Source organism: Billgrantia sp. NRB1, assembly GCF_056921725.1.
This window is the reverse complement of record NZ_CM167783.1, coordinates 184,827-210,770: the sequence shown is the minus strand read 5'-3', so window position 1 is coordinate 210,770 and position 25,944 is coordinate 184,827. Positions and strand designations below refer to the sequence as shown.

Here is a 25,944-nt window from a genome sequence, read left to right as displayed (position 1 = left end):
CTCCTGTTAACGACCCGTCACCGGAGGCATCGCCTCGGGTGAGAGAATGCGAACGGCCTCGCTGTGGACGCCCTGCTTGCGCTCGGCCAGGCGGCGGCCCTCGGCGGACTGCAGGGCGCAGTCCTGGTCGGATTCGGCGGTGAAGCGCACCGCCTCCTCTTCCCAGACCGCGTCCAGCGCCTCGGGGGTGTCATCGGGCTCTTCGCTTCGCACCTCCTCGCGCCGCGCATCCACCTCCGACTCGGCGCCGATCAGGGCCAGCAGCGCCCGCGTCACCAGCCCCTGGTCGGCATCGCGCTCCTCGAGGCGCGCGGTGAGCAGGCCCAGGATATGGCGGATCTCCCCCAGCCAGCGGCCGATCTCTGCCTCATCACGAGTCGAGAGATACTCCAAGAAGATCGGCAGGTAGTCGGGCAGCTCATGGGCGTCCAGCGCGAAGCCGGCGGCCTGATACTCGTTCATCAGGTCGACCATGGCCTGGCCCCGGTCGCGGGACTCGCCGTGGACGTGCTCGAAAAGCAGCAGCGAGGTGGCCCGACCCTTGTCAAACTGCGCCACGTACTCCGCCTGCAGCTCCAGCAGGTCGCCGTCGGCGATGCGCTGGCACCACTCCATCAGGGCCGTGCGCAGGGGCGCCGCGAGGCGGCGCTCCTGGTCGATGACTTCGATGAGCTCGCCGGCCGCGGCCTGTAACTCCTCGGTGGGGTAGTCGAGCAGGCGCGACAACACACGCAGACTGCGCATGCCAACGGCCGGCTCGGCCATCTTCAGGGCAGCATCAGCCATGACGGGCCTCCTCCGCTTGCGGGTCAAAGGTCTCGACCGGCTGGACCAGGGTAGCGGTCTGGGGCCGGCCGTTGAACAGGCTCGGCTTGCTCTCGCCGTGGCAGCCGTCGCCGAAGCTGAAGCCGCAGCCGCCGCGCTCCGGGAAGGCTTCGGTCGCCATCTCGCGGTGGCTGGTGGGGATCACGAAGCGATCCTCGTAGTTGGCGATGGCCAGATAGCGATACATCTCTTCCACCTGCGCCTCGGTCAGCTCGACATCCTTCAGGACATCGGTATTGGGCTGGCCGTCGACATGCTTGCCTCGCATGTAGAGGCGCATGGCCATCAGCCGCTTCAGCGCCAGCACCACGGGCTCCTCCTCGCCGGCGGTGAGCATGTTGGCGAGATAGCGCACCGGGATACGCAGCGATTCGATCTTCGGCATCACGCCGTCGAACTCGATCTTGCCGGCCTCGGCGGCGGACTGGATCGGCGACAGCGGGGGCACGTACCAGACCATCGGCAGGGTGCGATACTCGGGGTGCAGCGGCAGCGCCAGCCCCCAGTCCATGGCCATCTTGTAGACCGGCGAGGCCTGAGCGGCCTTGATCACGTTGTCGGTAATGCCGTCCTTCTTCGCCTGGGCGATGACTTCCGGATCGTTGGGGTCCAGGAAGATCTCGCACTGACGATGATAGAGATCGCGCTCGTCCGGCGAGCTCGCCACCTCCTCGATGCGGTCGGCGTCATAGAGCAGCACGCCGAGGTATCGAATGCGCCCCACGCAGGTCTCGGAGCAGACCGTCGGCATGCCCGCCTCGATGCGCGGGTAGCAGAAGATGCACTTCTCGGACTTACCGGTCTTCCAGTTGTAGTAGATCTTCTTGTACGGGCAGCCGGAGATGCACATCCGCCAGCCGCGGCACTTGTCCTGGTCGATCAGCACGATACCATCCTCTTCGCGCTTGTAGATCGCACCGGACGGGCAGCTCGCCACGCAGGTGGGGTTGAGGCAGTGCTCGCAGAGCCGCGGCAGATACATCATGAAGGTGTTCTCGAACTGGCCGTAGATATCGGCCTGCACCTTCTCGAAATTCATGTCCTTGCGGCGCTTGGCGAACTCGGTACCGAGAATCTCTTCCCAGTTCGGGCCCCACTCGATCTTGTTCATGCGCTGACCGGAGATCAGCGAACGCGGTCGCGCGGTCGGCTGATGCTCACCCTGCTTGGCGGTATGCAGGTGCTCGTAGTCGAAGTCGAAGGGCTCATAGTAGTCGTCGATCTCCGGCAGGTCGGGGTTGGCGAAGATGTTCGCCAGTACCCGCCACTTGCCGCCGATCTTCGGCTCGATCTTGCCATCCTTGCGGCGCATCCAGCCGCCCTTCCACTTGTTCTGGTTCTCCCACTCCTTGGGATAGCCGATGCCGGGCTTGGTCTCGACGTTGTTGAACCAGGCGTATTCCATGCCTTCACGGCTGGTCCAGACATTCTTGCAGGTCACCGAACAGGTGTGGCAACCGATGCACTTGTCGAGGTTGAGGACCATGCCTACCTGGGAACGAATCTTCATTTCACGGCCTCCTGCTCGTAGTCATTGCCCTCGCCATCCAGCCAGTCGACTCTCTTCATCTTGCGAACCAGGACGAATTCATCGCGGTTGGAACCGACGGTGCCGTAGTAGTTGAAGCTGTAGGAAAGCTGCGCATAGCCGCCGATCATATGGGTCGGCTTGGGGCAGACCCGAGTCACAGAGTTGTGGATACCGCCACGCGTCCCGGTGACCTCTGAGCCCGGCACGTTCACCTGGCGCTCCTGGGCGTGGTACATCAGTACCATGCCGTTCTTGACCCGCTGGCTGACCACCGCCCGTGCGGCGATGGCACCGTTGGCGTTGTACAGTTCGATCCAGTCGTTGTCCTCGACGCCGATCTCGCCGGCGTCATCCTCGGAGAGCCATACCACCGGGCCGCCGCGGTTGAGCGTCAGCATCAGCAGGTTGTCCGAGTAGGTAGAGTGGATGCCCCACTTCTGGTGCGGAGTGATCCAGTTCAGCGCCTTGGACGGGTTGCCGTTGTCGCTGATGTACTCGACGTTCTGGTACGCCTTGGTGTTGATCGGCGGACGATAGACCAGCAGGCTCTCGCCGAAGGCACGCATCCAAGGATGATCCTGGTAGAACTGCTGGCGGCCACTGACGGTGCGCCACGGGATCATCTCATGCACGTTGGTGTAGCCGGCGTTGTAGGAGACGTGTTCGTCCTCGAGGCCGGACCAGGTCGGACTGGAGATGATCTTGCGCGGCTGGGCGACGATGTCGCGGAAGCGGATCTTCTCCTCTTCCTTGGGATGCGCCAGATGGGTGTGATCCCGCCCGGTGATCTTGGACAGCGCGCCCCACGCCTTCACCGCTACCTGACCGTTGGTCTCCGGCGCCAGCGTCAGGATCATCTCGGCCGCGTCGACGGCGGACTCGATCTGTGGACGGCCCTTATGCGGCCCATCGACCTTGCGGTGATTCAAGTCCCCCAGCAGCGAGACCTCCTTCTCGGTGTTCCAACTGATGCCCTTGCCGCCGTTACCGGCGCTCTCCAGCAGGGGCCCGATGGAGGTGAAACGCTCGTAGGTCTCGGGATAGTTGCGCTTGATCTCGATCAGCGCCGGCATGGTCTTGCCGGGGATCGGGTCGCACTCGCCCTTTTTCCAGTCCAGCACTTCGGGCTGGGCCAGCTCGGCCGGGGAGTCGTGCTGGTGCGGCAGGGTGACCAGATCGGTCTCCTCGCCCAGATGCCCCACGCAGGCCTTGGAGAACGCCTTGGCGATACCCTTGTAGATGTCCCAGTCGCTGCGCGACTCCCAGGCCGGATCGGTGGCCGCGGTCAGCGGGTGAATGAAGGGGTGCATGTCGGACGTGTTGAGGTCGTCCTTCTCATACCAGGTCGCGGTGGGCAGCACGATATCCGAGTAGAGGCAGGTGGTAGACATGCGGAAATCCAGGGTCACGAACAGATCGATCTTACCCTCGGGGGCATCGTCGACCCACTTGACCTCTTGGGGCTTGTTGCCGCCCTCATCGCCCAGGTCCTTGCCCTGGATACCGTGGCGGGTGCCCATCAGGTACTTGAGCATGTACTCGTGGCCCTTGCCCGAGCTGCCGAGCAGGTTGGAACGCCACACGAACATGTTGCGCGGGAAGTTCTGGGGGTTGTCCGGATCTTCCGCGGCGAAGGCCAGCTTGCCCTCCTTGAGCTGCTGAACGGCGTAGTCCTTGGTGGAGAGGCCGGCGGCCTCGGCGGCCTTGGCCAGGCGCAGCGGGTTGGTGCCCAGCTGGGGCGCCGAGGGCAGCCAGCCCATGCGCTCGGAGCGCACGTTGAAGTCGATCAGGCTGCCGGGGTACTCCTCGGCCTTGGCCAGCGGCGAGAGAATCTCCTTGATTTCGAGCTTCTCGTAGCGCCACTGGGAGGAGTGGTTGTAGAAGAAGGAGGTGGAGTTCATGTGCCGCGGCGGACGGTGCCAGTCGAGGCCGAAGGCCAGCGGGGTCCAGCCGGTCTGCGGACGGAGCTTCTCCTGGCCCACGTAGTGGGACCAGCCGCCGCCGCTCTGGCCGATGCAGCCACACATCACCAGCATGTTGATCAGACCGCGGTAGTTCATGTCCATGTGGTACCAGTGGTTCATACCGGCACCGACGATGATCATGGAACGCCCCCGAGTCTTGTCGGCGTTCTCGGCGAACTCCCGGGCAATACGGATGACCTGCTCGGCGGGCACGCCGGTGATCTTCTCCTGCCAGGCGGGGGTATAGGGCTTCACCTCGTCCAGGGAGGTGGCACCGTCATCCTCGCCCTCTTTACCAAACCCGCGATCGATGCCGTAGTTGGCGCACATCAGGTCGAAGACAGTGACCGCCAGCACCTCACTGCCGTCGGCCTTCTTCATGCGCTTCACCGGCAGGCTGTGGAACAGCAGCTCATCGCTAGCGCCACCGCTTTGCACATGACTAAAGTGCTCGTGGGTGATACCCCCGAAATAGGGGAAGGCGACCTTTGCTACGTCGTCATGCTTGTCGGCCAGGCTCAGCAGCGGCTTGATCTCGTCGCCGTCGGCATCGCGGGGCTCGAGGTTCCACTTGCCTTCCTCGCCCCAGCGGAAACCGATGGAGCCGCGGGGCACCACCAGCTGGTCGCGGGTCTCGTCCCAGGCCACGGTCTTCCACTCGGGATTGTTGTCCTGCCCCAGGTTCTTGGCGAAGTCGCTGGCCCGCAGCTGCTTGCCGGGCGCGTAGCTGCCGTCCTCGCGGGCTTCCAGCTCCACCAGGAAGGGCATGTCGGAGTAGTTGCGCACGTACTCGGTGAAGTAGGCGCTGGGATTCTCGAGGTGACGCTCCTTGAGGATCACGTGACCCATGGCCATGGCCAGGGCAGCGTCGGTGCCCTGCTTGCAGGAGAGCCACTCGTCGGTGAGCTTGGAGACCTCGGCGTAGTCCGGCGTGATGGAGACGGTCTTGGTGCCCTTGTAGCGCACCTCGGTGAAGAAGTGGGCGTCCGGGGTCCGGGTCTGGGGCACGTTGGAGCCCCAGGCGATGATGTAGCCGGAGTTGTACCAGTCGGCGGACTCGGGCACGTCGGTCTGCTCGCCCCAGGTCTGGGGGCTGGCCGGCGGCAGGTCGCAGTACCAGTCGTAGAAGCTCATGCAGACGCCGCCGATCAGCGACAGGTAGCGGCTGCCCGCGGCGTAGCTGACCATGGACATGGCGGGGATCGGCGAGAAGCCGATGATGCGGTCCGGGCCGTACTGCTTGGCGGTGTAGACGTTGGAGGCGGCAATCAGCTCGTTGAGCTCGTCCCAGTTGGCACGCACGAAGCCGCCCATGCCGCGGGCCCGCTTGTACTGCTTGGACTTGGCCGGATCCTCGACGATGGAGGCCCAGGCGTCGACCGGATCCTTCTTGTCCTTGAGGGCGTCGCGCCACATCTTGAGCAGCGGCTTGCGGACCAAGGGGTACTTGAGGCGGTTGGCGCTGTACATGTACCAGGAGTAGCTGGCGCCCCGCGGGCAGCCCCGCGGCTCATGGTTGGGCAGGTCCGGACGGGTGCGCGGATAGTCGGTCTGCTGGGTCTCCCAGGTGACCAGGCCATTCTTGACGTAGATCTTCCAGCTGCACGAACCGGTGCAGTTCACACCGTGGGTGCTGCGCACGACCTTGTCGTGCTGCCAGCGCTGACGATAGCTGTCTTCCCAGCCGCGCGACTCCTCGCGGACTTCGCCATGCTCGTTGGCGAAAGGCTCGCGGGTCTTGCGAAAGAAGTTCAGCCGATCAATGAAGTGACTCATGGTCGCTCTCCAGGCTCCTCGAAAGATGCGTGACCTCTGCGGGTCACCCGTCTTGCGCCGGGCGGTCAGTGGGTATCGACCACCGCACCAGGCACGGTCTATGCGTTCAGATTCTGGGGGATGTCGCGTCGAAAAACTGCCCGATTACCTCTATATACCGCCGCCCTACCCACAAGGTGATAGATGCCTCCGACAAGGGGGGATAAGCCCATCAGGAGTGTGGTTTCTGGGCATAGGCGTGGTCCCACACCATCATCAGCATGCACAGCACCAGCGACGCATAGAGAAACATGAACCCAGCGGTGCGAATGCCCACCCACTCGTTGCCGATAACGAAGACCAGCGGCAGTAAGGCGGCAAAGAGCCCGCCGAGAGTCAGCGCCAGCCCGCCCACTAGTGCCATCTCCTCGCGATGATCCCGGTGAATCAAACGCATCAGGCTGCCCTTACCGATCCCCATGGCAACGCCCATAGCACCCAGCAGCAGCATAAACACCTTCAATGGCGCCTCGTAGTGCAACGTGATCGGAGCGTAGACCCCCTCGATATGCATGACGAAAGGGGGATAGGAAAGCAGGAACAGGCAGATCAGCACGAAGGCGCTGACCCACCAGCGCAGAGCGCGGAAGTCGCGCCGATCGGCCCAGGCACCGCCGACAATCTGGCCAAGCCCGACAGCCAGGGTAAACGGCACGGCGGTCAGTGCCGCCTCCTTGAGCCCCAGGTGGTACTGGGCGCTGAGATAGGCCGGTAGCCATAGCGCCAGCGCCACGAAGGCGCCAAAGAAGAAGCTGTAGACTATTGCCAGTCGCCACACTTGCCATCGCGCCAGCCGACTTAGCAGGCTGCCCGCAGAGCTGGACTGCAGGCACCGGCCGACCTGATCCTGTCGGTCATCGGCGAACAGCCACAGCAGGGCCGCCACCGCCAGCACCGGCAGCAGATAGATAAGCGGCGCGGTTCGCCAGCCATAGGCCTGGCTGATCAGCGGCAGGAGGAGATAGCTCAGCCCAGCACCCAGCATCCCCGCACCGTATAGTCCCAGCGCCAGACCAGCGTGGCGGCGGGGACAGAGCCCGGCCACATACACCAGCCCCGCGGAGAGTGACCCAGCGCCCAGGCCAAGCCCCGCACCGGCCAGCAGGAAGTGATGATACTCCCGGGAATGAGAGAGCCCCCACAGGAAGGGGCAGATCAACAGCAGGCAGGCGACCATCACCCGTCGCCCGCCGAGCCGCCGGCCGAGCTCGGCCATGGGAAGCGCGGCCATGGCCCCAATGGCCATGGGCATCGCCAGCAGCACGGCAAAGCGCACTTCCCCGAAGCCCAGCAGCGCCTTGAGCTCGATACCCAGTACGGCGAAGATGGTCCAGCTGGCAAACACCAGTGCAAAGGCCAGCGGCGAAAGCAGCACGACAGCCAGCGGACGATAATCCCCCTGGGATTCATAATCTGGGTCAGACATGGCAGACATCATCATCGCCGCTAGCGGGAGAAAAGAGACATGGTGAGAGTCTCAGGACCGCACACTTCGGGGTCAAAGGCGCATAGGAGGTAGGGTGCCTACCCCGAAGGGTGTAGTAGACTGCGACCACCCCCTGACGGTTACGACACAACATGCGACAGCTGCGACACTCTCTTGTAGCCCGGATCATTGCCTCGCTGCTGGCCATCAGCGCCATGGCGCTGGTCAGCATCGTGGTGACCATGACCGTGGCCTCCGACAGCCGCGGTGATGCTGCCGCCATCAACATGGCGGGCTCGCTGCGCATGAACGTCTACCAGATCGTCAGCGCCCTGCAGCAGCATGAGCAGCAAGCTGACGCGGCATCGCAATCGCGTGTAAATCAGCTGGTTGAACGCTTCGAACAGCGGCTGGCCAGCCCCGCACTGACCGACGCGATGCCAGATGCCTCGGACCACCCTCTGCGCCAGCAGCACCGCCGCCTGCTCGACCGATGGGAGAGCGTCCTGGCCCCTCAGGTAACCCAGGCCGCAAACGGGGAGGGCGACATCCTTTTTGCCACCTTACCAGCACCCCTGGACGGCTTAGTGGATGAGATCGATGCGCTGGTCACGCTGCTCGAGCAGAACAGCGAATCCAAGATCCAGCTGCTCAGCGCCCTACAAATTCTCTTTCTCGGCCTGATCGCCGTCGTGGTGATCATCGCCTCCTACGATATCCGCCACAACCTGGTCACCCCGCTGCGTCAGCTGGTCGTGCTGGCCAGGGAAGCCGCGCGGCACAACTTCGGCTACCGCACCCGCCTCGGCGGCAAGGACGAGCTGGCCCTGTTGGGGCGAACCTTCGACAACATGGCCGAACAACTTGCCTCCAGCTACGCCGAGCTGGAGGCCCGAGTCGCCCATAAGACCAAGGAGCTGGAGCGCGGCAATCAGGTCATGCAGGTAATGCACGACGAAAGCCGCTCGCTCTACGGGGGCGGCAACGACCTGTGCGCCAGCGCCGCCCCCATGCTGCGCCATATCGAGCAGTTGCTGGAGATCGGCCCTCTCCGGCTGTCGCTCAACGACCCCCACGACGATCGCCAGATCCCGATACTCGCCACCCACTCGGCGCGCCGCCCCACCTACTGCCGCGACCACGACTGTCACGCCTGCCTGCTCGATCCTCAGCCGTTGAGCCTGGCCGAGACCCAAGAGGGCGACTGCCTCTTGCTGCCGGTCAGCGTCGGCGACGAGATGCTCGGCACCCTGGAGATCTGGTACCCCAAGGGGCAGCGTTTGTCGGACAGCGTCCGGCGCCTGCTCAACGCCCTGGCCGACCAGCTGGCCACCGCGGTTTACCTGCAGCGTCGCATCGAAGAGGAGCAACAGATCTCGCTGATGAACGAGCGCACCATCATTGCCCGGGAGCTGCACGACTCCCTGGCCCAGTCGCTCTCCTACCTGAAGATGCAGGTGGCGCGGCTGGAGCGCATGCAGGCCAAGGACGCCCCCAAGGAGATGCAGGCGGCGGTGTTCGATGAGCTGCGGACCGGCCTCAACAGCGCCTATCGCCAGCTGCGCGAGCTCTTGACCACCTTTCGGCTCAAGCTGGAGGGACCGGGGCTGCAGTCGGCTCTGCAGCAGACCACCGCCGAATTCGCCGAACGCATGGGGGCGCCGGTGGAGCTACACTTCGACGTGCCGCCTCACCTGCTCAACCCCAACGAAGAGATCCACGTATTACAGGTCGCCCGAGAGGCGCTGAGCAACACCCACAAGCATGCCGAGGCCCACTGGGCCGCGGTCACGGTGCGCTTCCACAACGCCCGCATCCTGCTGCGGATCGAGGATGACGGAATTGGCCTGGCAAACGGCGACTCGCCGCCCATGCACTACGGCCTGGTGATCATGCGCGACCGCGCCCATACCCTGGGGGGTGAGCTCCATCTGACCAACCGACCCGGCGGCGGCACCCTAATCGAGCTGGTGTTCCCCCCCAGACCGCGCGCCTGATCACTCGGCAGCCGGCACAGGACGCCACCACCCACCAGCAAGGAAACTGAGACACCCATGGGCCAATCCGTCAACGAGACCCCTGCCAGCATCCTGATCATCGACGACCATCCACTGCTGCGTCGCGGCGTGGCTCAGCTGCTGGAGCTGGAAGACGACCTCGAGCTGGTCGGCGATACCGGCGAACCGACCGAGGGCGTACGCCTGGCCGGCGAGCTGGATCCAGACATGATCCTGCTGGACCTCAACATGCCCGGCATGGACGGCATCCAGACCCTCAAGGCGCTGCGCGAGTCCGGCTTCGCCGGGCGTGTGGTCATGTTCACCGTCTCCGACCACGAGGATGACCTGGTAGCAGCGCTGCGCGGCGGTGCCGACGGCTACCTGCTCAAGGACATGGAGCCCGATGAGATGGTGCGCCAGCTGCGCCAGGCCGCCCTGGGGCGCATGGTGGTCAGCGAGAGTCTCACCGCACTGCTGGCCGAGGCGCTGCGTAAACAGCGCAGCCAGCCGGCTACCCCGGACATCCACAGCCTGACCCAGCGCGAGCGGGAGATCCTGCGCGAGCTGGCCGCCGGGCTCTCCAACAAGCTGATCGCCCGCAAGCTCGATATCACCGAGGGTACCGTCAAGGTGCACGTCAAGCACCTGCTCAAGAAGCTCAATCTGCGCTCGCGGGTAGAAGCGGCCGTGTGGGCGGTACAAGAGGGCGTGGACCACTGAGACAGGGCGTATTCTATGTGAATACCTCCAAATACCTCCGCCCGGCCCCAGCGCCGCCCCCTTCCCCCAGCGACCGAAATAAAGCCAATAATATCAATGTGATGACGTCATTCCTGCGCTACCTCCATGGAGGTAGAAGGCGGGTTTCAATGACGCCAGGCCCAGTTTCGCGCCGCGCCCTTCACACGTATCTTTGCCGTCAAAGCCTCGCGCGTTGATGCCCGTCAAGCATCGCGCGCCGACCAGACGTCATCAGGACCCGAGGAAGGAGCGCCAGCATGGCCAATTCATCCGCGAAAGCCAACCAGCAAAGATCGCGGGCCGCACGTAACGCCGACATCGAACACTGGGATGTCGAGAACGAGGCGTTCTGGGAGAAGGAAGGCAAGCACATTGCCAACCGCAACCTGTGGATCTCGATCCCTAGCCTGCTGATGGGTTTTGCGGTCTGGATGATGTGGGGCATGATCACCACCCAGATGCAGAACCTGGGCTTTCCCTTCACCACCGATCAGCTCTTCACCCTGACCGCCACCGCCGGCCTGGCCGGCGCCACCCTGCGCATTCCTGCCTCTTTCATGCTGCGACTTGCCGGCGGGCGCAACACCATCTTCCTGACCACCGCCCTGCTGATGATCCCGGCGGCCGGTACCGGCTTCGCACTGATGAATCCCGAGACGCCCTTCTGGGTGTTCCAGGCCCTGGCGCTGCTCTCCGGCATCGGCGGCGGCAACTTCGCCTGCTCGATGAGCAACATTTCCAGCTTCTATCCCAAAAGCCAGCAGGGCTACGCCCTGGGCATGAATGCCGGCCTCGGAAACTTTGGGGTCACGACCATGCAGATCCTGGTGCCGCTGGTGATGACCGTGGGCATCTTCGGCGCCATCGCCGGCGGCCCCATGGAGCTGCAGAGCTCCAGCGGCACCCTGATCGGCCGCATCGAGGCAGGCACCGATACCTGGATCCAGAACGCCGGCTTCGTGTGGCTGCTGTTTTTGATCCCGCTGGCCTTCGCCGGCTGGTTCGGCATGAACAACCTGCGTACCGTCAGCCCCAATCCCGGCACTCCGCTCCAAGCCTTCGGCAAGATTCTCGGCCTCTACGGCGTCGGCGTGGTCGCCACCGTGATTGGCCTGGTAGCACTCGAATGGCTCAATATGTGGCTGGCGCTGCCGCTGACTGTGGTACTGACCCTGGTGCTGCTGCGCCTGCTGCCCGGCGAGGAAATCAAGCCCAATATCCAGAAGCAGTTTGCAATCTTCCGCGACAAGCATACCTGGTCGATGACCCTGCTCTATATCCTGACCTTCGGCTCCTTTATCGGGTTCTCCGCCGCGCTCCCCCTTTCGATCACCATCATCTTTGGCAGCATGACCGAGGTAGCCGCCGACGGCACCATTACCCGGGTCACCAATCCCGATGCGCCCAGCGCCTTGACCTGGTCATGGATCGGCCCCTTCGTCGGCGCTCTGGTGCGCCCCATTGGCGGCTGGATTTCCGACAAGCTGGGCGGCTCTTTCGTGACTCAAGTCATCACCGTGATCATGGTGTTCGGCTCCGTGGCAGCGGGCTATGTGATGATGCTGGCCTACAACTCCCAGGATCCCAACCAGTATTTCTGGCTGTTCATGGTGCTATTCATCGTGCTTTTCACCGCCAGCGGGATCGGCAACGGCTCCACCTTTCGCAGCATCGGCTTCATCTTTGATGCTCAGAAAAAGGGACCGGTACTCGGCTGGACTGCGGCCGTGGCAGGCTATGGCTCTTTCATCGCACCCGTCATGATCGGTGATCAAATTCGTGCCGGCACCCCCGAAGTCGCCATGTACGGCTTTGCCGTCTTTTACCTAATCTGCCTGGTTGTCAACTGGTGGTTCTACCTGCGCAAGAACGCCTATGTAAAGAACCCTTAGCGCCAAATTCCTAGATAAAAAAGGCCGACTCATCATCACAATGAGTCGGCTTTTTTTATAAAAATCAACAAAAATAATATGCTTTCATATATGCTAATCCTATCCTCTTAATCGACCATCGGAGAGTCAAATGGCCTCTGAACGCTTCAAGCAATACTCGGTACTCACCGCCAACACTTTCGCCTTCACCATCTGTTTCATGGTGTGGACCATGTTCGGCGAAATCGGCGTCCCCATCGCCGAGGAGCTGGGCCTCTCCAGCACCCAGTTCGGGCTGCTGACCTCGGTGCCGATTCTCACCGGCGCGCTGATGCGCCTGCCGCTGGGGGCGCTCACCGACCGCATCGGCGGCCGGCCGGTGTTCATGGTGCTGATGCTCTCCACGGTGCCGGCAATTTGGGCGGTGCAGTTCTCCACCCAGTTCTGGCAGCTGCTGCTGCTCGGTGCCGTGGTGGGGCTGGCCGGCAGCGGCTTCTCGGTGGGTATCACCTATACCGCCAAGTGGTTCCCGCGCGACCGCCAGGGGCTGGCCATGGGGATCTTCGGCGCCGGCAACGCCGGGGCCGCGGTGACCAAATACATCGCGCCGACGGTGATCATCCTGCTGGGGTGGCAGGCGGTCCCCAATATCTACGCCGCCATCATGCTGATCACGGCCCTGTTCTTCTGGTTCTTCACCTTCACCAACCCCACGCATCGCAACGCCGACCGCCCCTCCCTGAAGGAGCAGGCGGCGGTGCTGCGCGACCCCAGGGTGTGGAAATACTGCCAGTACTACTCGGTGGTCTTCGGGGGCTATGTGGGGGTCTCCCTGTGGCTCACCCGCTACTACATGAACGAGTACGGCATGGGGATCCAGCTGGCGGCACTGATCGCTACCATCTTCGTGCTGCCCTCTGGGGTGATCCGTGCCTTCGGCGGCTGGCTCTCCGACCGCTTCGGCGCGCACACGGTGACCTGGGCGTGCATGTGGGCCAGCCTGGTCGCGCTGTTCGTGATGTCCTACCCGGAGACCCAGTACGCGGTGACGGCCACCGGCGGCGAGGGCACCATCGAGTTCGGCTTTGGCATTCCGGTCTGGCTGTTCACCTTTGCTCTCTTCGTGGTGGGCATCGCCTGGGGCATCGGCAAGGCCTCGGTGTTCAAGTACCTGTCGGACGACTACGACAAGAACCTGGGCCTGGTATCGGGGATCGTCGGTCTGGCCGGCGGCGTCGGCGGCTTCCTGCTGCCGATCATGTTCGGCGCCCTGGTCGACATCACCGGCGTGGCCACCTCGGTGTGGATGCTCTGCTTCGGGGTGACCCTGGTGTCGATCATGTGGATGTGGTGGACCGAACGCCGCACCCCGCTGCTGACTCGCGACGCCTACCACCAGGCCACCGTGGTACCGCAGGCCAGCGAGAGCCGGTGAGCCTGCGACATTCTGTCAAGTCCGGTATCCGACCTTGACGGTCAGGATTTGATCCGCGACAAGGACAGCGCTGCCCCGCTGGGCCATAGTAGTGGCCAAGCCTGCCGGCCGAGGTCAGCAGGCGGTCACCCAGCGACTTTCACCATCAGGAGGTAGAGCATGCCCTCCACGCCGCTCTCCACATCCCCGTCGACCTCTGCCGGTGAACCGGCTGGCCGCCATCGCGGCAAGGGCCTGGCCGCCACCGTCTACGTGCTGTTCCTCGGCAGCGTGATGACCGTGATCACCGCCCCCATCGGCGTGCTGATCGCCCACTTGTTCCGCCGACGCAGTGAGGGCTGGGTGGGCAGCCACCTGCAGTTCCAGATCCGCACCTTCTGGCTCGGCGCCCTGGCAGGTGCCGCGGTATTGGCGGCCTGGAACCTGCTTGGCCTGATCGGCGCCCCCTCCTGGGTCTCCTGGACCCTGGGCTACGGCTTCTTTACCGCCTGCCTGGGCTGGACCATCGGCCGCTGCGGCGTGGGCATCAACCGGCTGATGAACAACCAGGCCATCGCGGCACCGCGCAGCCTGCTGTTCGGTGGCGCCGCCGTCACGCTGGAAGACGATCAAACGGGAGCGACCCATGACCAGCGCTAGCCTCTCCTCGTCCGCGGCGGCGCCGCGCTCGGGCGCCGTCTCCGGCATCGCCTGGGGCTTTATCCTCTTTTCGCTGCTGACCCTGGCGCTGCTGACGCTGCCCCTGCTGCCTGGCGACGCCCTGGTGGCCTCGCTGGGGGTCGAAGCCGGCAGCGGCGGGTTGACCGGCGGGGTCGCCTGGCTCATCGAGCGCAGCGCTACCCTCGCCGCCCTGCTGATCACCGGTGCGCTGGTCACCCTGGTGCTGGCCATCGCCCTGCTACAGCGTCGCCGCTGGGCGCGCCCCGCCTTCGTCGGGCTGATGCTGGCTGGCTTTGTCGGCGTGTTCGGCGCCGCGGCGCTGACGCCGATGACCTTCGGCCTGCTGCCGGAGGCCGCCACTACCGAGGCGGTGAACCCCGGCAACCCGGTCGCCGGCCTGGTGGGCGCGCTGAGCCTGTTGATCATGATGGCCACCGCCCTGGTGGCGCTGTTCGCCTGGGCCGGCTGGAAGCTGACCACCCCGGCGGTGCGCGCCGAGTTCGATCGAACCCCCATCGCCCCGGAGGGCTGAGATGCCCCAACGCAAGGAAGCGCCTCCCCGCCCCCTGCCCAACCCGGGCTGGGGGCCGCTCTCCGCCCTGCCCGGCAACCCGCTGATGTGGGTGCTGATTCTCAGCGAGATGGTGGTCTTCGCCGCCTTCTTCGGCCTCTTCGCCTGGCTGCGCATCGCCGAGCGCGAGGTCTTCGACGCCTCCCAGCAGCTGCTCGACCCGGTGGCCGGGGGGATCAACACCCTGGTGCTGCTGACCAGCGGGCTCTTCGCCGCCCTGGCGGTGCAGGCGATCGGTCACGGTGATAAACGCCGCTGCCGCCAGTGGCTGGCCGGCGCCTTCGCCCTAGGGATGGTGTTCTGCGTGGTCAAGGTGGTGGAGTACGCCGACAAGTTGGGCCAGGGCCTGATGCCGGAAACCAACACCTTCTTCACCTTCTACTACCTGCTGACCGGCTTCCACTTCGCCCACGTGCTGTTCGGTCTGGCCCTGATCGCCCTGGTGGCCTGGCGCATCTCCCACGACAACGTGGAGACCGCCGCCGCCTTCTGGCACATGGTCGACCTGATCTGGATCCTGCTCTACCCGATCATCTACCTGCTGAGGTGACCCTGCCGATGCCGCTTGCCTCCCTGCCCCCGGCCACCCGCCGGCTGCTGATCACCTGGGCCGTGCTGATGGGCCTGACCCTGGTCACCATGGCCTCGGCCCAGCTCGGCGGCGATGCCCGCCTGTCGGCGCTACCGCTGTGGTCGGCGGGCCTGCTGCTGCTGAGCACGCTGTTCAAGGCCCATCAGGTACTGATGGTCTACCTGGGCCTGCGCGACGCCACCCCCGCCTGGCGGGGCGCCTTTATCGGACTGACCCTCTTTACCCTGGTGCTGGTGGCCTTCGGTTACCTGCTCGCGCGCTGAACGCTTGCCACTTTTCACGGCTCCTTGCACTTTAGCGTGAGCATGTTTGGCAAGCTTCAAGGTGGGAGGCCGGCTCCGCCGGGCGAAGGCGCCGCAGGCGCCCCATGGGTAGCGCTGCGCGCTACTTCGCGAGCTAAAGCTCCCTCCCACAAGGCCCATTCACGCCCGTCTGCAATGCTCCCTTTTCACCGGATGCCCTGCCAAGACGCCAGCGGCGCCGCTACGCTATCGTACGTCGCTGCAAGAAGGCCAGGGGCTCAGCGCTCCTCGGGGGGCTCCGGCTGCGCCCATTCCGCGAGCCGGCGCCCGGCATGGATCAGGGCGTAGATCACCACCGGCGCCAGCAGCATCAGGAAGATACCCCAGTCGCGGGTATTGATCAGCCAGATCAGCGGGGTGAGCACGGCGAAGGCCGCGATCACCCCGAAGAGCGTGGCCATTACGGGGCGGCTCAGTGTCATGGGAGTCCTCTCTTGCCGGCGCAGGCCGGCGATATAGGAGCCTGCCGGGTTTGACCGATCGTCGCGAGGAACACGGATTTCGCAGCAGATCAGCGTTAAGTCCGACAGGCTCCTAGCTGCCGATGATCTGACGGTAGATGCCCGGCAGGGCCAGCGCCAGATGCTCGGGACGATTGACGATGGCGTAGCTGCCGCGGCCGAACAGGCGCGAGACGTACTGGTGAGCCTCGCTGTCGACGGTCACGCCGAAGACTCGCACCTCCTGCTGGCGCGCCTCGAGCACCGCCTTGCGGGTGTCCTCGATGCCGTAGCGCCCCTCGTAGTAGTCGGTGTCGTTGGGCTTGCCGTCGGTGATCACCAGCAGCAGGCGGTGACGGTTGGGGCGTTCGGACAGCTCTTTGGCCACGTGGCGGATCGCCGGCCCCATGCGGGTATAGTGCCCCGGCTTGAGCGCCGAGATACGCCGCGCCACCCGTTCGCTCATGGTCTCCTCGAAGGGCTTCAGGGTGTTGACCCAGACCTTCTGGCGACGGTGGGAGGTGAAGCAGTGGATGGCGTAGTCGTCGCCGCAGCCGGCCAGACCGTGCCCCAGCACCAGCAGCGCCTCCTTCTCCACGTCCAGCACCCGGCGATCCTCCAGCCAGGCGTCGGTGGAGAGCGAGACGTCGACCAGGATCGACACCGCCAGGTCGCGGGCCTGCTGACGGGTGGCCTGGTAGAGTCGGTCGCTGGACTCGCCGGTGGCGGCCAGGTCGCAGCGTGAGCGGATCACCGCGTCCATGTCCAGCTCGCTGCCGTCGAGCTGGCCGCGCAGGATCTCGCGGCGCGGCCGCAGCGCCTCGAACTCGCGGCGCACCCGGCGAATGCGCCGCCGGGTGGCGTCGTCGGGCTCCCACTGCTCGCCCTCCTCGCTGGCAAGCTCGGTGTGCACCAGGCAGTGGTCGGGGAGATAGATCTGCTTGCGGTAGTTCCATTCAGGATAGGCATGCTTGCCGCGTAGCCGCTCGCCCAGCACCTCGTCGGGCGGCAGGTCGAGATCGACCTTGATGCGGGTCGCCGCACGCTGCTTGTGGGGGCTGAGGATGATCTCCTCCATCTGCTCTGCGGCGCGCTTGGCTTCCTCGTCCTCGTTGTCCTCGACCAGGCGATTGAGGTTGACCATCTCGGTCCAGGAGAGCATCTTCTCGAACCGGTTGGCGACCAGCGGGTCGTCGCGCTCGGTCTGATCCTGACGCTTGCGCTCGGCCTTGCGCTTGCCGCCGGCCACCGACTGGGGGCTGTTGGTCTCGCCTTCCTGGGGGTCGTCGCCGCTCTCCTCGCGGCCTGAACCGGTGCCCAGCTCTACCACCTGGCCCCACAGGGGGACCGGCAGCGGCGGCTTGTAGCCGCGCGGCGCCTTGAAGTCCTCCAGCGAGGCGTTGGGATCACAGACCGCGCGGTGCATGGCCGCTGCCCAGCCTTCGAGCTCGCCCTCTTCGCCGAGCAGCGCGCGCAGGGTCTGCTCCAGCGCCATCTCCATGGGCGGCAGCCGCTTGCGCTCGGGCCTGATGATCAGCAGCCCCAGGCACAGGCGCCGGTGGCGCTCGGCCAGGCCGGGGAAGCGGGCCAGGGCCGCGTCGCGGGCGCGCACGGCTTCGCGCAGGCTGGCCAGATCCTGGCGCAGCGGATCGCGCTGTCGGGCGGGCCGGCGCGATACGGCCAGGAAGGCCACCAGCCAGAAATAGAGATCGCGGTTGAGCTGCGCCTCGGGAAAGAAATCCAGCGTCGGCGGCAACAGCAGGTTTTCCTCGTCGCGCCGCGCCTGGTCGATGGCTTCGTCGTCGAAGCCAAGCCGCTGGCGCAGGGAGAGGCGGTGCTGGGAGCTGCGGGCGACGATGGCGGCCACTTCCACGCCCGCCTCGCCGCCGCTGGCGCGAAAGAAGACGCCCAGCATATGGCGCATGCTCTCGAGCTCCACGGCGGCACTCGGGTAGCGCTGGTAGCTGGCCGCGCTGGAGGCCCAGCGGTGCCAGTGGCGGCCGACGAACTCCTCGACCTCGAGAAATGGCAGCATGGCAGCCTCCCCTTATTCAGCCGTTATCCAAAGGTGGCGTTGATGGCTTCCATCAACCCTTCCTGGACATCCAAGTCGTCGGTGAGCGGCTCGACCAGGGCCGCCCGGGTCGCCTCGAGGATCGGCATGCCGGCGGCGATCAGGGTCGCGCAGTAGACCAGCAGGCGGGTGGAGACGCCCTCCTCCAGGTCCTGGCCCTTGAGCTGGCGCAGCCGTGCGGCAAGGTTGACCAGGGCGGCGCAGCGCTCGTGGGCCAGGCCGCTCTCGCGAGAGACGATGTCGCACTCCACGCGGGGCGGGGGGAAGTCGAAGGACATCGCCACGAAACGCTGGCGGGTGCTCGGCTTGAGCGACTTGAGAATGTGCTGGTAGCCGGGGTTGTAGGAGACCACCAGCATGAAATCGTCCGGCGCCTCGAGCAGCTCGCCGGTGCGCTCCAACGGCAGCAGGCGGCGGTCGTCGGTTAGCGGGTGCAGCACCACGGTGACATCCTTGCGCGCTTCCACCACCTCGTCGAGGTAGCAGATGCCGCCTTCGCGTACCGCACGGGTCAGGGGACCATCGACCCAGCGGGTCTCGCCCCCCTGCAGCAGGTAGCGCCCGGTGAGGTCCGCGGCAGTCAGGTCATCGTGGCAGGAAACGGTAAACAGCGGGCGACCCAGCTTGGCCGCCATGTGGCTGACGAAACGGGTCTTGCCACAGCCGGTAGGCCCCTTGAGCAGCAGCGGCAGATGCTGCTGGTACGCCTGCTCGAAAAGCGCACATTCGTTGCCGACCGATTCGTAGTAGGGCAGGTCGCGTTCCTGTGGGGACACGGCCGCAGCGGCGGTAGCAGTGTGAGACATGGCGTCACTCCAGGGGGAAGGGGTGACGGGGCGCAGCGCGCCCCGTCGGGTCGATCACTCGGTGGCGGTAAGCGGCTTGCTGGTGGCAGGCACCTGCTCGCGCGCCGGCCCGAAGACCGCGTAGATGAACATCACGGCGGCGGCGGCGACGAAGATGCCGGTACCGAAGCGCATGACGTAGAACAGGTCGAGCTGCTCCTGGATCTGCATGAAGTTCATGCCCAGCACCCGCTGCAGGTGAGTCTGGACGACGCCTGCGAAGGTCAGGGTGAAGGTCATGAACCACATGGCGGCGGTCATGATCCAGAAGGCCCACATGTTCAGCACCTGGTTGTAGGGCTGGACACCGCGGATCTGCGGCATGGCGTAGGTGATGATCCCCATGATCAGCATCACGTAGGCGCCATAGAAGGCCAGGTGGCCGTGGGCCGCGGTGACCTGGGTGCCGTGGGTGTAGTAGTTGATCCACGACAGGGTGTGCATGAAGCCCCAAACGCCGGCACCGAAGAAGGCCACGGCGGCACAGCCCAGGGTCCACAGCATGGCGGCCTTGTTCGGGTGGTTACGGCTGCCCTTCCAGAACATGTAGAAGGCGAACACCACCATGGCGAAGAACGGGATCACCTCGAGCGTGGAGAAGATGCTGCCGATCGGCTGCCAGTAGGCGGGGGTACCGATCCAGTAGTAGTGGTGCCCGGTGCCCAGCAGGCCGGAGAACAGCGCCAGGCCGACGATGACGTAGAGCCACTTCTCGATGACCTCGCGGTCGACGCCGGTCATCTTGATCAGCAGGTAGCCGAGCAGGGAGGCCATGATCAGCTCCCACACGCCTTCCACCCAGATGTGGACGATCCACCACCACCACAGCTTGTCCAGCGCCAGGTTGTCGGGGTTGTAGAAGGCGAACAGCCAGAACACCGCCGCCAGCCACAGGCCCAGCATCAGCACCATGTTGATGGCAGTCCTGCGCCCCTTGAGCATGGTCAGACTGGTGTTGAACAGGAACATCAGGAAGGAGACCGTTATCACCAGCTTGGCCCACAGCGGCTGCTCGAGATAGTGGCGTCCCTCATGAATGCCGAACTGATAGCTGATCAGCGCGCCGGCACCGGCAATGGCGAACAGCGCCAGTTGGAAGTAGGCCAGGTTGGGGCTGTAGATCTCGTTCTCGGCCTCTTCCGGCATCAGATAGTAGGTGCACCCCATGAAGCCGATCAGCAACCAGACGATCAGCAGGTTGGTATGGCTGGTACGGGTAATATTGAAGGGCATCGCCTCGGACATGAAGTGCGGCCAGACGTATGCCGCCGCCGCCGCCAGCCCGAAGACGATCTGTAGCGCAAAGAGCGCCATCGCCACCATGAAGAAGGGTAAGGCTACCTTCTGCGTTTCATATTTCATCGCTTCGACTCTCCTTGGTTCCTGAAGTCCGGATCAGCCGGCCGGATGCGGCGGCCAGCCCTGGGTGTCGATGGAGTCAGTCCACTCGAGGAAGTCGATCAGCGCCTGCATTTCTTCATCGTTGATGTCGAAGGCAGGCATCTGGCGACGACCAGGTGCGCCGGTGGGCTGGGCGTTCATCCACGCCTCGAGGGCCATGCGGGCACCCTCGGGGTTGTCGCGGCCGCCGTAGCGGGTCCAGACGTTGCCGACTTCAGGAGCGAAGTAGGAGCCTTCGCCGAGAATCGTGTGGCAGTTGATGCAGTTATGCTCTTCCCATACGTGCTTGCCCAGCCGAACGGAGTCCGACATGGGCTGCGTCGAGGTGTTGACGATGTAGAAGTGACTGTGAGCCGTCAGCGCGGCAAACAGCAGGAAGAAGAACAGCGAGCCGCCGTAAAAGATATTACGAGCCGCCGCCTTGGTGAGGCCTTCGGTCATGGGCCATCCCCCCTTGCTCATGTGGCACTTTCGGGACCTGCGACCGAGATCGACCAGTCCCACCCCTTATAACATGCATTTATAATGCATGTTTAGAGTAGCAGGCCCCGGCAGGGTCGGGCATTGACCTTCGTCAAATGGCGGTAAAACAAGGGCGCAAGCCGAGGAGTCTTGGCGGGTCGGGGGCTTGCGGCCTAGTGTCGCACGGCGGGCAGCCAAGGCCCCCGCCGCGGCAACGGGCAGGCGTTCAGGAGTCGGTAAGGTCCTCGATCCAGGTCAGGGCCGCCACGCCGGCGGGCAGCCCCAGGGTCGGCACGGCCAGCATGGCCACCTGCTTGAGCGCCTCGGGCTCGATCCCTTCGGCCAGGCCGCGGCGCATATGGGAGTGGACCGCGCCTTCGGAGCCAGCCCCCACCGCCAGGGCCAGCTTCACCAGCCGCCTGGTTCGGTGGTCTAGGGGCCCGGCCTCGGCACAGGCCTCGCCCAGGGACTGGAAGGCATTCCATACCTCGGGATACTGATCGGCTACCTTGCCGGCGCCGGCGGGAAGGTCCTGCTTGCTCATGCCAGCTCTCCTCGCTGCGGGGTGTGTCGAAGTGCCCTCAGTATAGATGCCATTGCCGTCGGCGAAAGCATGACAGAAATAACTTTAGCCAATGGCGAGGTCGTGCTGTGGGAGGCCGCTTCAGCGAGCGAAGCAGCGTGCAGCGCTGCCAGGATTAGGGCGCCTGACGGCGCCTTCGCGCGGCGGAGCCGCCCTCCCACGGTTCATCCAGGGATCTGAAGCGGCTAGATATGTAAGCAGTGGAACATACGTCAACATCGCTAGCGAGGCGCCAGCCAGGCGAGGGGGCTATTGTGCACCGCCGCCCCCAGCATGTAGAGGAACACCGCCACCGCGGCCAGCGCCGCCGCCCCGCGAATGGCCGGGGTCGCGCCGCGCTTGATCGCCACCGTGCCCAGGCCGATATAGACCAGCAGCGCGACCAGCTTGGCCGCCAGCCAGGGGTGCTGGTGCGGCCACATCGACAGCATCGCCATCAGCACGAGGCCCAAGGTGAGCAGCAGGGTGTCGTTGAGATGCGGCAGGACCTTGACCCAGCGGCGCTGGAGCATCGGCGCCTCGCTCACCGACCACCAGGCGCGCAGCAGGAAGAAGGCCAGGCTCAGCCCCGCCGTGGCCATGTGCAGGTGCTTGATCAGGAAGTAGTGTTCGAGCATCGCCGGGCACCTCAGCCGTCCTTGCCGTCCACCCGCGCCGTTACCAGCGGCAGCGTGTAGTGGAACAGGAAGATCAGGTAGGCGATGCACCAGAACAGGATGCTCAGGTTGTAGGTCCAGTGGGTGATCTGCGGAAACATCGCCAGCACCGGCGAGCGCAGCAGGGCGCCGGCAAACATCAGCGCCAGCCCCACGCCAATGCCGGGCAGGGTGCGAATGGTACGGCCGGTATGCCCCAGCGAGACCCGCGCCATCATCGCCAGCATCATGGCCGCAACGCCGCCGATCGCCAGGGCATGCAGCGCCAGCTCGACGCGGAACACCCCGGTCAGCGCCAGGGCCCACATGACCAGTCCCAGCGGGATAAAGGCGTAGCTGAGGTGCAGGCCCCACAGCAGCGGTTCATGCAGGGTGCGCAGGCCCTCCCAGCGGGCCAGCCGCACGGCGTTGGCCGCCGCGGCGATGAGCATCACCCAGCCCAGCAGCGCCGAGAGGGCGTCCATGCCCAGCAGGATCAGCAGCTGAATCAGCACTACCGCCAGCATCGCGCCCACCGCCAGCTTCTCCAGCATGGCGTTGGGCGTGGGCTTGGGCCGGCCCAGCTTGAGCGAGGTAAAGAAGGGGATCACCCGCCCGCCCAGCAGCACCATCAGGGTGGCGATCAGCAGCACCCCCAGGTAGCCCCCCTCGCGGATCAGCGGCAGCTCGCCGCGCATGATCCCCAGGTGCATGGCCAGGTTGGCGACGGCCATCAGCAGCAGCAGCGGCACGAACATCAGGTTGCGCCACAGCTTGGCGCGAATCACCAGCCGGGCCATGGCCAGGGCCGCCAGCGGCAGGAAGGCCACGTCGAGCAACATCAGCAGCCAGGCCGGCAGGCCCAGCGGATAGGCGAGCAGCACCCGCGCCGCGAGCCACAGTAGCACCAGGCCGAGCAGCGGCGCGCCGTGCAGGCTTCGCTGGCCGGTCCAGTTCTGTACCGCGGTCAGCAGAAACCCCACGATGATGGCGGCGCCGAAACCGAAGATCATCTCATGCTGGTGCCACCACATCAGGCCGCCATGGGGGCGCAGCAGGATATCGCCGTGCCAGAAGGCGAACCACACCACCAGGGCCAGCACGCTGAACAGCGAGGCGAGAAGAAAGAAGGGACGAAACGCCAGACGCGCCACGGGCAGGTGCGTCAGGCCGGATGCGGCAGTGGCTGATTTCATGACGTGATACCCGACTTGAATGCTTGGATAAAGCCATTGTGTGGAAAAGCACCGCACAACGCTATGACAGGTATCAAGAATACTCCTTTTCGAGACTAGCGCTTTCCCGCAAAAACGCCTGGCCGCTTCCGGCCAGGCGCTTGGCATACCCACGAGCGGTTGGCCCGTCAGTGGCTGGTCCCCTCCTCGTACTGGGTCTTGTTCCAGACGTTGTACTTGCCGGAGGGGCGCTTCATTGGCATGCGGTCGATCTCCTCCAGGGTGTTGCCGTCGATCCACAGCAGGTAGCCGTCGTCGTCCCAGACGCTGAGCAGCAGGGTCTCGCCGCGGCGGTCGAACTCCACGTGGGCGGCGGTCTTGCCCGGCTCGGGGATCAGTGTCTCGACGATCTCCAGGCGCTGCTTGTCGATGACGTGCACCCGGTCATGGTTGGGGCCGAAGAAGACGTCCACCCAGGCGTAGGGCGAGTTCTCGTGGCTGCGCATGAAAAACCCCGGACCGTCGGTCTCGATGTTGGTGATCAGCGACCAGTCGGTCATGTCGAACACCGATACCAGCCCCTTGTCGATATGCGGGATCGCCATCACCCGGCGGTCATCCAGCTCCCAGGTGATGCCCGCGCCCAGGTGCGGCATGCCTTCCAGGGGCAGGTCGGCGACCTTGACCTCTTCATCCATATCGAACACCTGGCCGCCCTTGCCGCCACGGGCCGCTCCCACCAGGTAGCGGTACTCCATGTCGAAGAAGAAGTCGTCCAGGTAGTCCGGCGCCTCCATGCGGTGCAGCGCGAAGTCCCCGGTGATCGTCTCGTCGCCCTCGGCGCGCTCCTCCGGCCAGCGAATCTCCCAGACTTCGGGGATGTCACGCAGGGCAGCCACGAAGCTGTCCCGCGGCGGCGCGGTGTAGACGGCGCTGACCCGCGAGGTCTCGCCGTTGAGCCCCTCCACCGGGATGGTGGCGATCAGCTCGAGGTCCCGGGCGTCGAACAGCACCAGGGTATGCGGCAGATAGTTGCCGGCCAGCACGTAGCGGCCGTCGGCGGAGACCGCGATGTTGCGCATATTGATACCGGCGCGCACCTCGGCGGTGACCTCCAGGTTGTAGATGTCGTACTTGGTCACCCAGCCGTCGCGGGAACCGAAGTAGACGTAGCGGCCGTCCGGGGTGTACTTGGGCCCGCCGTGCAGCGCGTAGCGGCTGGGGAAGCGGGTGATACGCTCGAAGGTGTCGCCGTCGAGCAGGCTGACGTGGTGGTCGCCGATCTCCACCACGATGAACAGATTCTTGAGGTCGTCGACCTCGAACACCGGCTCGTCGGGCAGGCTGCCGTAGGGATAGCGCACCTCGTGGCTGGCGAGAATGTCCTCCTCGGTCCAGGTCGGCTCCACCTCCGGCGGCTCGTAGATCCACTCGGCCAGGGCGCCGATCTCGGGCTCGCTGAGCAGCTCGCCGTAGGCGGGCATCTGGCTGGCCACCCGGCCGTCGCGAATCACCTCGACGGCCTCGTCGGGCTTGAGCCGTGAGAGGTTGTCCGGCAGCAGCGCCGGACCGATGCCGCCCAGCCGGCTGACGCCGTGGCACACCGCACAGTGGTGGTTGTAGAGCACGTTGGCATCGGGGTCGTCGGCCAGCGCCGGCAGCGCGGGTGCGGCCAGCCCCAGCAGGGTGCCGATCAGAAGCGCGGGTCGCATCACAGTGCCAGTCTCCCCATGTCGAGTTCCTCGGATGTCTCGGCATCCTCCCGGGTCAGCCGGCTCATGGCCGGCGCCAGGGTGTCGGCCAAACGCACCACCTCGCCCACCACGATCAGCGTCGGCGGCTTGAAGCCCTCGCGCTCGATCACCTCGACCAGGTCGCCCAGGGTCGCCAACACGTGACGCTGCTCGGGGGTGGTGCCACGCTCCACCAGGGCCACCGGGTGGGTGGCGGGCAAGCCATGGCGCTGCAGCTCACGGCTGATCAGCTCGGCGTTGGCCAGTCCCATGTAGAACACCGCCGTGTGGTTGGGCACCGCCAGGGCCGACCAGTCGAGCGCCAGCTCACCGTCGGCCTTGCAGTGGCCGGTGACGAAGGTGACGCTCTGGGCGAAGTCGCGGTGGGTCAGCGGGAATCCGGAATAGGTGGAGCAGCCCGACGCCGAGGTGATCCCCGGCACCACCCGAAAGCCGACGCCATGCTCGATCAGGTACTCGGCCTCCTCGCCGCCGCGGCCGAAGATGTACGGATCGCCGCCCTTGAGGCGCAGTACCCGCTTGCCCTCCCCGGCCAGGCGCACCAGCAGGGCGTTGGTCTCCTCCTGGGTCAGGGCGTGGCAGCGCGAGGCCTTGCCGACATAGAAGCGCCGCGCGCCGGCCGGGGCCAGGGCCAGCACCTCCTGGGAGACCAGGCGGTCGAAGACCAGGCAGTCGGCCTGCTGCAGTAGCGACAGGGCGCGCAGGGTCAACAGGCCCGGGTCACCGGGGCCGGCCCCCACGATGGCGACCTCGCCGGGCGCCAGGGGCGCCTCGTCAAGGTCGAAATTCAGGTGTCGCGAATGGCGATGTATGGTCATGGTCGGCCTCTCCCCGAAGCGTCA

Annotated in this window: 22 protein-coding genes; 8 read left to right on the top strand and 14 right to left on the bottom strand. The window is 65.3% G+C overall.

Going from position 1 to position 25,944, the window contains the following annotated elements:
* Window positions 1–6 precede the first annotated feature (6 nt).
* The 4 genes from narJ to ACZIYR_RS00930 all read right to left on the bottom strand — a co-directional run bounded on the left by narJ (window position 7) and on the right by ACZIYR_RS00930 (window position 7,561).
* Window positions 7–786 carry a nitrate reductase molybdenum cofactor assembly chaperone gene (narJ, locus tag ACZIYR_RS00945; RefSeq protein ID WP_483527909.1) on the bottom strand — a complete coding sequence of 260 codons (780 nt, stop codon included), beginning with the start codon at window positions 784–786 and terminating at the stop codon, window positions 7–9.
* Window positions 779–2,335, bottom strand: coding sequence for a nitrate reductase subunit beta (narH, locus tag ACZIYR_RS00940; RefSeq protein ID WP_483527908.1), 1,557 nt, complete (start codon window positions 2,333–2,335; stop codon window positions 779–781). Before narH ends, narJ begins: the two co-directional genes overlap by 8 nt.
* Window positions 2,332–6,096 carry a nitrate reductase subunit alpha gene (locus tag ACZIYR_RS00935; protein WP_483527907.1) on the bottom strand — a complete coding sequence of 1,255 codons (3,765 nt, stop codon included), beginning with the start codon at window positions 6,094–6,096 and terminating at the stop codon, window positions 2,332–2,334. The genes narH and ACZIYR_RS00935 overlap by 4 nt, the downstream gene beginning before the upstream one ends.
* Before the next feature lie 211 nt (window positions 6,097–6,307).
* A complete protein-coding gene (locus tag ACZIYR_RS00930; protein ID WP_483527906.1) occupies window positions 6,308–7,561 on the bottom strand; it encodes an MFS transporter in 1,254 nt (417 codons plus the stop codon).
* A gap of 152 nt (window positions 7,562–7,713) precedes the next feature.
* Here ACZIYR_RS00930 and ACZIYR_RS00925 point away from each other — a divergent pair, with 152 nt between their 5' ends.
* The 8 genes from ACZIYR_RS00925 to ACZIYR_RS00890 all read left to right on the top strand — a co-directional run bounded on the left by ACZIYR_RS00925 (window position 7,714) and on the right by ACZIYR_RS00890 (window position 15,694).
* Window positions 7,714–9,558 carry a type IV pili methyl-accepting chemotaxis transducer N-terminal domain-containing protein gene (locus ACZIYR_RS00925; RefSeq protein WP_483527905.1) on the top strand — a complete coding sequence of 615 codons (1,845 nt, stop codon included), beginning with the start codon at window positions 7,714–7,716 and terminating at the stop codon, window positions 9,556–9,558.
* Window positions 9,559–9,615: 57 nt separating this feature from the next.
* Window positions 9,616–10,281 carry a two-component system response regulator NarL gene (gene narL / locus ACZIYR_RS00920; RefSeq protein ID WP_483527904.1) on the top strand — a complete coding sequence of 222 codons (666 nt, stop codon included), beginning with the start codon at window positions 9,616–9,618 and terminating at the stop codon, window positions 10,279–10,281.
* Between the two features lie 278 nt (window positions 10,282–10,559).
* Window positions 10,560–12,194, top strand: coding sequence for an MFS transporter (locus ACZIYR_RS00915; protein WP_483527903.1), 1,635 nt, complete (start codon window positions 10,560–10,562; stop codon window positions 12,192–12,194).
* Window positions 12,195–12,324: 130 nt separating this feature from the next.
* On the top strand, window positions 12,325–13,608 hold the full coding sequence (locus tag ACZIYR_RS00910; protein WP_483527902.1) for an MFS transporter: 1,284 nt from the start codon (window positions 12,325–12,327) through the stop codon (window positions 13,606–13,608).
* Between the two features lie 159 nt (window positions 13,609–13,767).
* Window positions 13,768–14,247 (top strand): DUF4870 family protein, encoded by a 480-nt coding sequence (locus ACZIYR_RS00905; protein ID WP_473032026.1) that lies wholly within the window; start codon window positions 13,768–13,770, stop codon window positions 14,245–14,247.
* On the top strand, window positions 14,234–14,800 hold the full coding sequence (locus ACZIYR_RS00900) for a hypothetical protein (RefSeq protein ID WP_473032025.1): 567 nt from the start codon (window positions 14,234–14,236) through the stop codon (window positions 14,798–14,800). The genes ACZIYR_RS00905 and ACZIYR_RS00900 overlap by 14 nt, the downstream gene beginning before the upstream one ends.
* 1 nt (window position 14,801) lies before the next feature.
* Window positions 14,802–15,389 carry a cytochrome c oxidase subunit 3 family protein gene (locus ACZIYR_RS00895; RefSeq protein WP_483527901.1) on the top strand — a complete coding sequence of 196 codons (588 nt, stop codon included), beginning with the start codon at window positions 14,802–14,804 and terminating at the stop codon, window positions 15,387–15,389.
* Window positions 15,390–15,397: 8 nt separating this feature from the next.
* Window positions 15,398–15,694, top strand: a complete 297-nt coding sequence (locus tag ACZIYR_RS00890) for a cytochrome C oxidase subunit IV family protein (protein WP_483527900.1) — start codon at window positions 15,398–15,400, stop codon at window positions 15,692–15,694.
* 257 nt (window positions 15,695–15,951) lie between these two features.
* On the opposite strand, the gene ACZIYR_RS00885 is transcribed toward ACZIYR_RS00890, so the two are convergent.
* The 10 genes from ACZIYR_RS00885 to cobA form a co-directional block, all read right to left on the bottom strand.
* Window positions 15,952–16,155 (bottom strand): hypothetical protein, encoded by a 204-nt coding sequence (locus ACZIYR_RS00885; RefSeq protein WP_483527899.1) that lies wholly within the window; start codon window positions 16,153–16,155, stop codon window positions 15,952–15,954.
* Window positions 16,156–16,267: 112 nt separating this feature from the next.
* Window positions 16,268–18,208 (bottom strand): nitric oxide reductase activation protein NorD, encoded by a 1,941-nt coding sequence (locus ACZIYR_RS00880; RefSeq protein ID WP_483527898.1) that lies wholly within the window; start codon window positions 18,206–18,208, stop codon window positions 16,268–16,270.
* 23 nt (window positions 18,209–18,231) lie between these two features.
* Window positions 18,232–19,053, bottom strand: a complete 822-nt coding sequence (locus tag ACZIYR_RS00875) for an AAA family ATPase (protein ID WP_483527897.1) — start codon at window positions 19,051–19,053, stop codon at window positions 18,232–18,234.
* Between the two features lie 54 nt (window positions 19,054–19,107).
* A complete protein-coding gene (locus ACZIYR_RS00870; RefSeq protein WP_473032019.1) occupies window positions 19,108–20,454 on the bottom strand; it encodes a cbb3-type cytochrome c oxidase subunit I in 1,347 nt (448 codons plus the stop codon).
* Between the two features lie 33 nt (window positions 20,455–20,487).
* A complete protein-coding gene (locus ACZIYR_RS00865) occupies window positions 20,488–20,934 on the bottom strand; it encodes a c-type cytochrome (protein WP_473032018.1) in 447 nt (148 codons plus the stop codon).
* 247 nt (window positions 20,935–21,181) lie between these two features.
* Entirely contained in the window at window positions 21,182–21,499 is a 318-nt protein-coding gene (locus tag ACZIYR_RS00860) for a carboxymuconolactone decarboxylase family protein (protein WP_473032017.1), read from the bottom strand.
* A 260-nt stretch (window positions 21,500–21,759) separates the two neighbouring features.
* The gene (locus tag ACZIYR_RS00855) at window positions 21,760–22,155 is read right to left on the bottom strand and encodes a SirB2 family protein (RefSeq protein WP_483527896.1); all 396 of its coding nucleotides are present in this window, start codon (window positions 22,153–22,155) and stop codon (window positions 21,760–21,762) included.
* An 11-nt stretch (window positions 22,156–22,166) separates the two neighbouring features.
* Window positions 22,167–23,369, bottom strand: coding sequence for an NnrS family protein (locus ACZIYR_RS00850; protein WP_483527895.1), 1,203 nt, complete (start codon window positions 23,367–23,369; stop codon window positions 22,167–22,169).
* A 167-nt stretch (window positions 23,370–23,536) separates the two neighbouring features.
* Window positions 23,537–25,060 carry a cytochrome D1 domain-containing protein gene (locus tag ACZIYR_RS00845; protein ID WP_483527894.1) on the bottom strand — a complete coding sequence of 508 codons (1,524 nt, stop codon included), beginning with the start codon at window positions 25,058–25,060 and terminating at the stop codon, window positions 23,537–23,539.
* Window positions 25,060–25,920, bottom strand: coding sequence for a uroporphyrinogen-III C-methyltransferase (gene cobA / locus ACZIYR_RS00840; protein WP_483527893.1), 861 nt, complete (start codon window positions 25,918–25,920; stop codon window positions 25,060–25,062). The genes ACZIYR_RS00845 and cobA overlap by 1 nt, the downstream gene beginning before the upstream one ends.
* Between the last annotated feature and the right edge of the window lie 24 nt (window positions 25,921–25,944).

What these genes read in the sequence shown, in the direction of transcription:
- narJ (WP_483527909.1), bottom strand. Translation starts at nt 786, where the DNA reads ATGGCTGATGCTGCCCTGAAGATGGCCGAGCCGGCCGTTGGCATGCGC.
- narH (WP_483527908.1), bottom strand. Translation starts at nt 2,335, where the DNA reads ATGAAGATTCGTTCCCAGGTAGGCATGGTCCTCAACCTCGACAAGTGC.
- ACZIYR_RS00935 (WP_483527907.1), bottom strand. Translation starts at nt 6,096, where the DNA reads ATGAGTCACTTCATTGATCGGCTGAACTTCTTTCGCAAGACCCGCGAG.
- ACZIYR_RS00930 (WP_483527906.1), bottom strand. Translation starts at nt 7,561, where the DNA reads ATGTCTGACCCAGATTATGAATCCCAGGGGGATTATCGTCCGCTGGCT.
- ACZIYR_RS00925 (WP_483527905.1), top strand. Translation starts at nt 7,714, where the DNA reads ATGCGACAGCTGCGACACTCTCTTGTAGCCCGGATCATTGCCTCGCTG.
- narL (WP_483527904.1), top strand. Translation starts at nt 9,616, where the DNA reads ATGGGCCAATCCGTCAACGAGACCCCTGCCAGCATCCTGATCATCGAC.
- ACZIYR_RS00915 (WP_483527903.1), top strand. Translation starts at nt 10,560, where the DNA reads ATGGCCAATTCATCCGCGAAAGCCAACCAGCAAAGATCGCGGGCCGCA.
- ACZIYR_RS00910 (WP_483527902.1), top strand. Translation starts at nt 12,325, where the DNA reads ATGGCCTCTGAACGCTTCAAGCAATACTCGGTACTCACCGCCAACACT.
- ACZIYR_RS00905 (WP_473032026.1), top strand. Translation starts at nt 13,768, where the DNA reads ATGCCCTCCACGCCGCTCTCCACATCCCCGTCGACCTCTGCCGGTGAA.
- ACZIYR_RS00900 (WP_473032025.1), top strand. Translation starts at nt 14,234, where the DNA reads ATGACCAGCGCTAGCCTCTCCTCGTCCGCGGCGGCGCCGCGCTCGGGC.
- ACZIYR_RS00895 (WP_483527901.1), top strand. Translation starts at nt 14,802, where the DNA reads ATGCCCCAACGCAAGGAAGCGCCTCCCCGCCCCCTGCCCAACCCGGGC.
- ACZIYR_RS00890 (WP_483527900.1), top strand. Translation starts at nt 15,398, where the DNA reads ATGCCGCTTGCCTCCCTGCCCCCGGCCACCCGCCGGCTGCTGATCACC.
- ACZIYR_RS00885 (WP_483527899.1), bottom strand. Translation starts at nt 16,155, where the DNA reads ATGACACTGAGCCGCCCCGTAATGGCCACGCTCTTCGGGGTGATCGCG.
- ACZIYR_RS00880 (WP_483527898.1), bottom strand. Translation starts at nt 18,208, where the DNA reads ATGCTGCCATTTCTCGAGGTCGAGGAGTTCGTCGGCCGCCACTGGCAC.
- ACZIYR_RS00875 (WP_483527897.1), bottom strand. Translation starts at nt 19,053, where the DNA reads ATGTCTCACACTGCTACCGCCGCTGCGGCCGTGTCCCCACAGGAACGC.
- ACZIYR_RS00870 (WP_473032019.1), bottom strand. Translation starts at nt 20,454, where the DNA reads ATGAAATATGAAACGCAGAAGGTAGCCTTACCCTTCTTCATGGTGGCG.
- ACZIYR_RS00865 (WP_473032018.1), bottom strand. Translation starts at nt 20,934, where the DNA reads ATGACCGAAGGCCTCACCAAGGCGGCGGCTCGTAATATCTTTTACGGC.
- ACZIYR_RS00860 (WP_473032017.1), bottom strand. Translation starts at nt 21,499, where the DNA reads ATGAGCAAGCAGGACCTTCCCGCCGGCGCCGGCAAGGTAGCCGATCAG.
- ACZIYR_RS00855 (WP_483527896.1), bottom strand. Translation starts at nt 22,155, where the DNA reads ATGCTCGAACACTACTTCCTGATCAAGCACCTGCACATGGCCACGGCG.
- ACZIYR_RS00850 (WP_483527895.1), bottom strand. Translation starts at nt 23,369, where the DNA reads ATGAAATCAGCCACTGCCGCATCCGGCCTGACGCACCTGCCCGTGGCG.
- ACZIYR_RS00845 (WP_483527894.1), bottom strand. Translation starts at nt 25,060, where the DNA reads ATGCGACCCGCGCTTCTGATCGGCACCCTGCTGGGGCTGGCCGCACCC.
- cobA (WP_483527893.1), bottom strand. Translation starts at nt 25,920, where the DNA reads ATGACCATACATCGCCATTCGCGACACCTGAATTTCGACCTTGACGAG.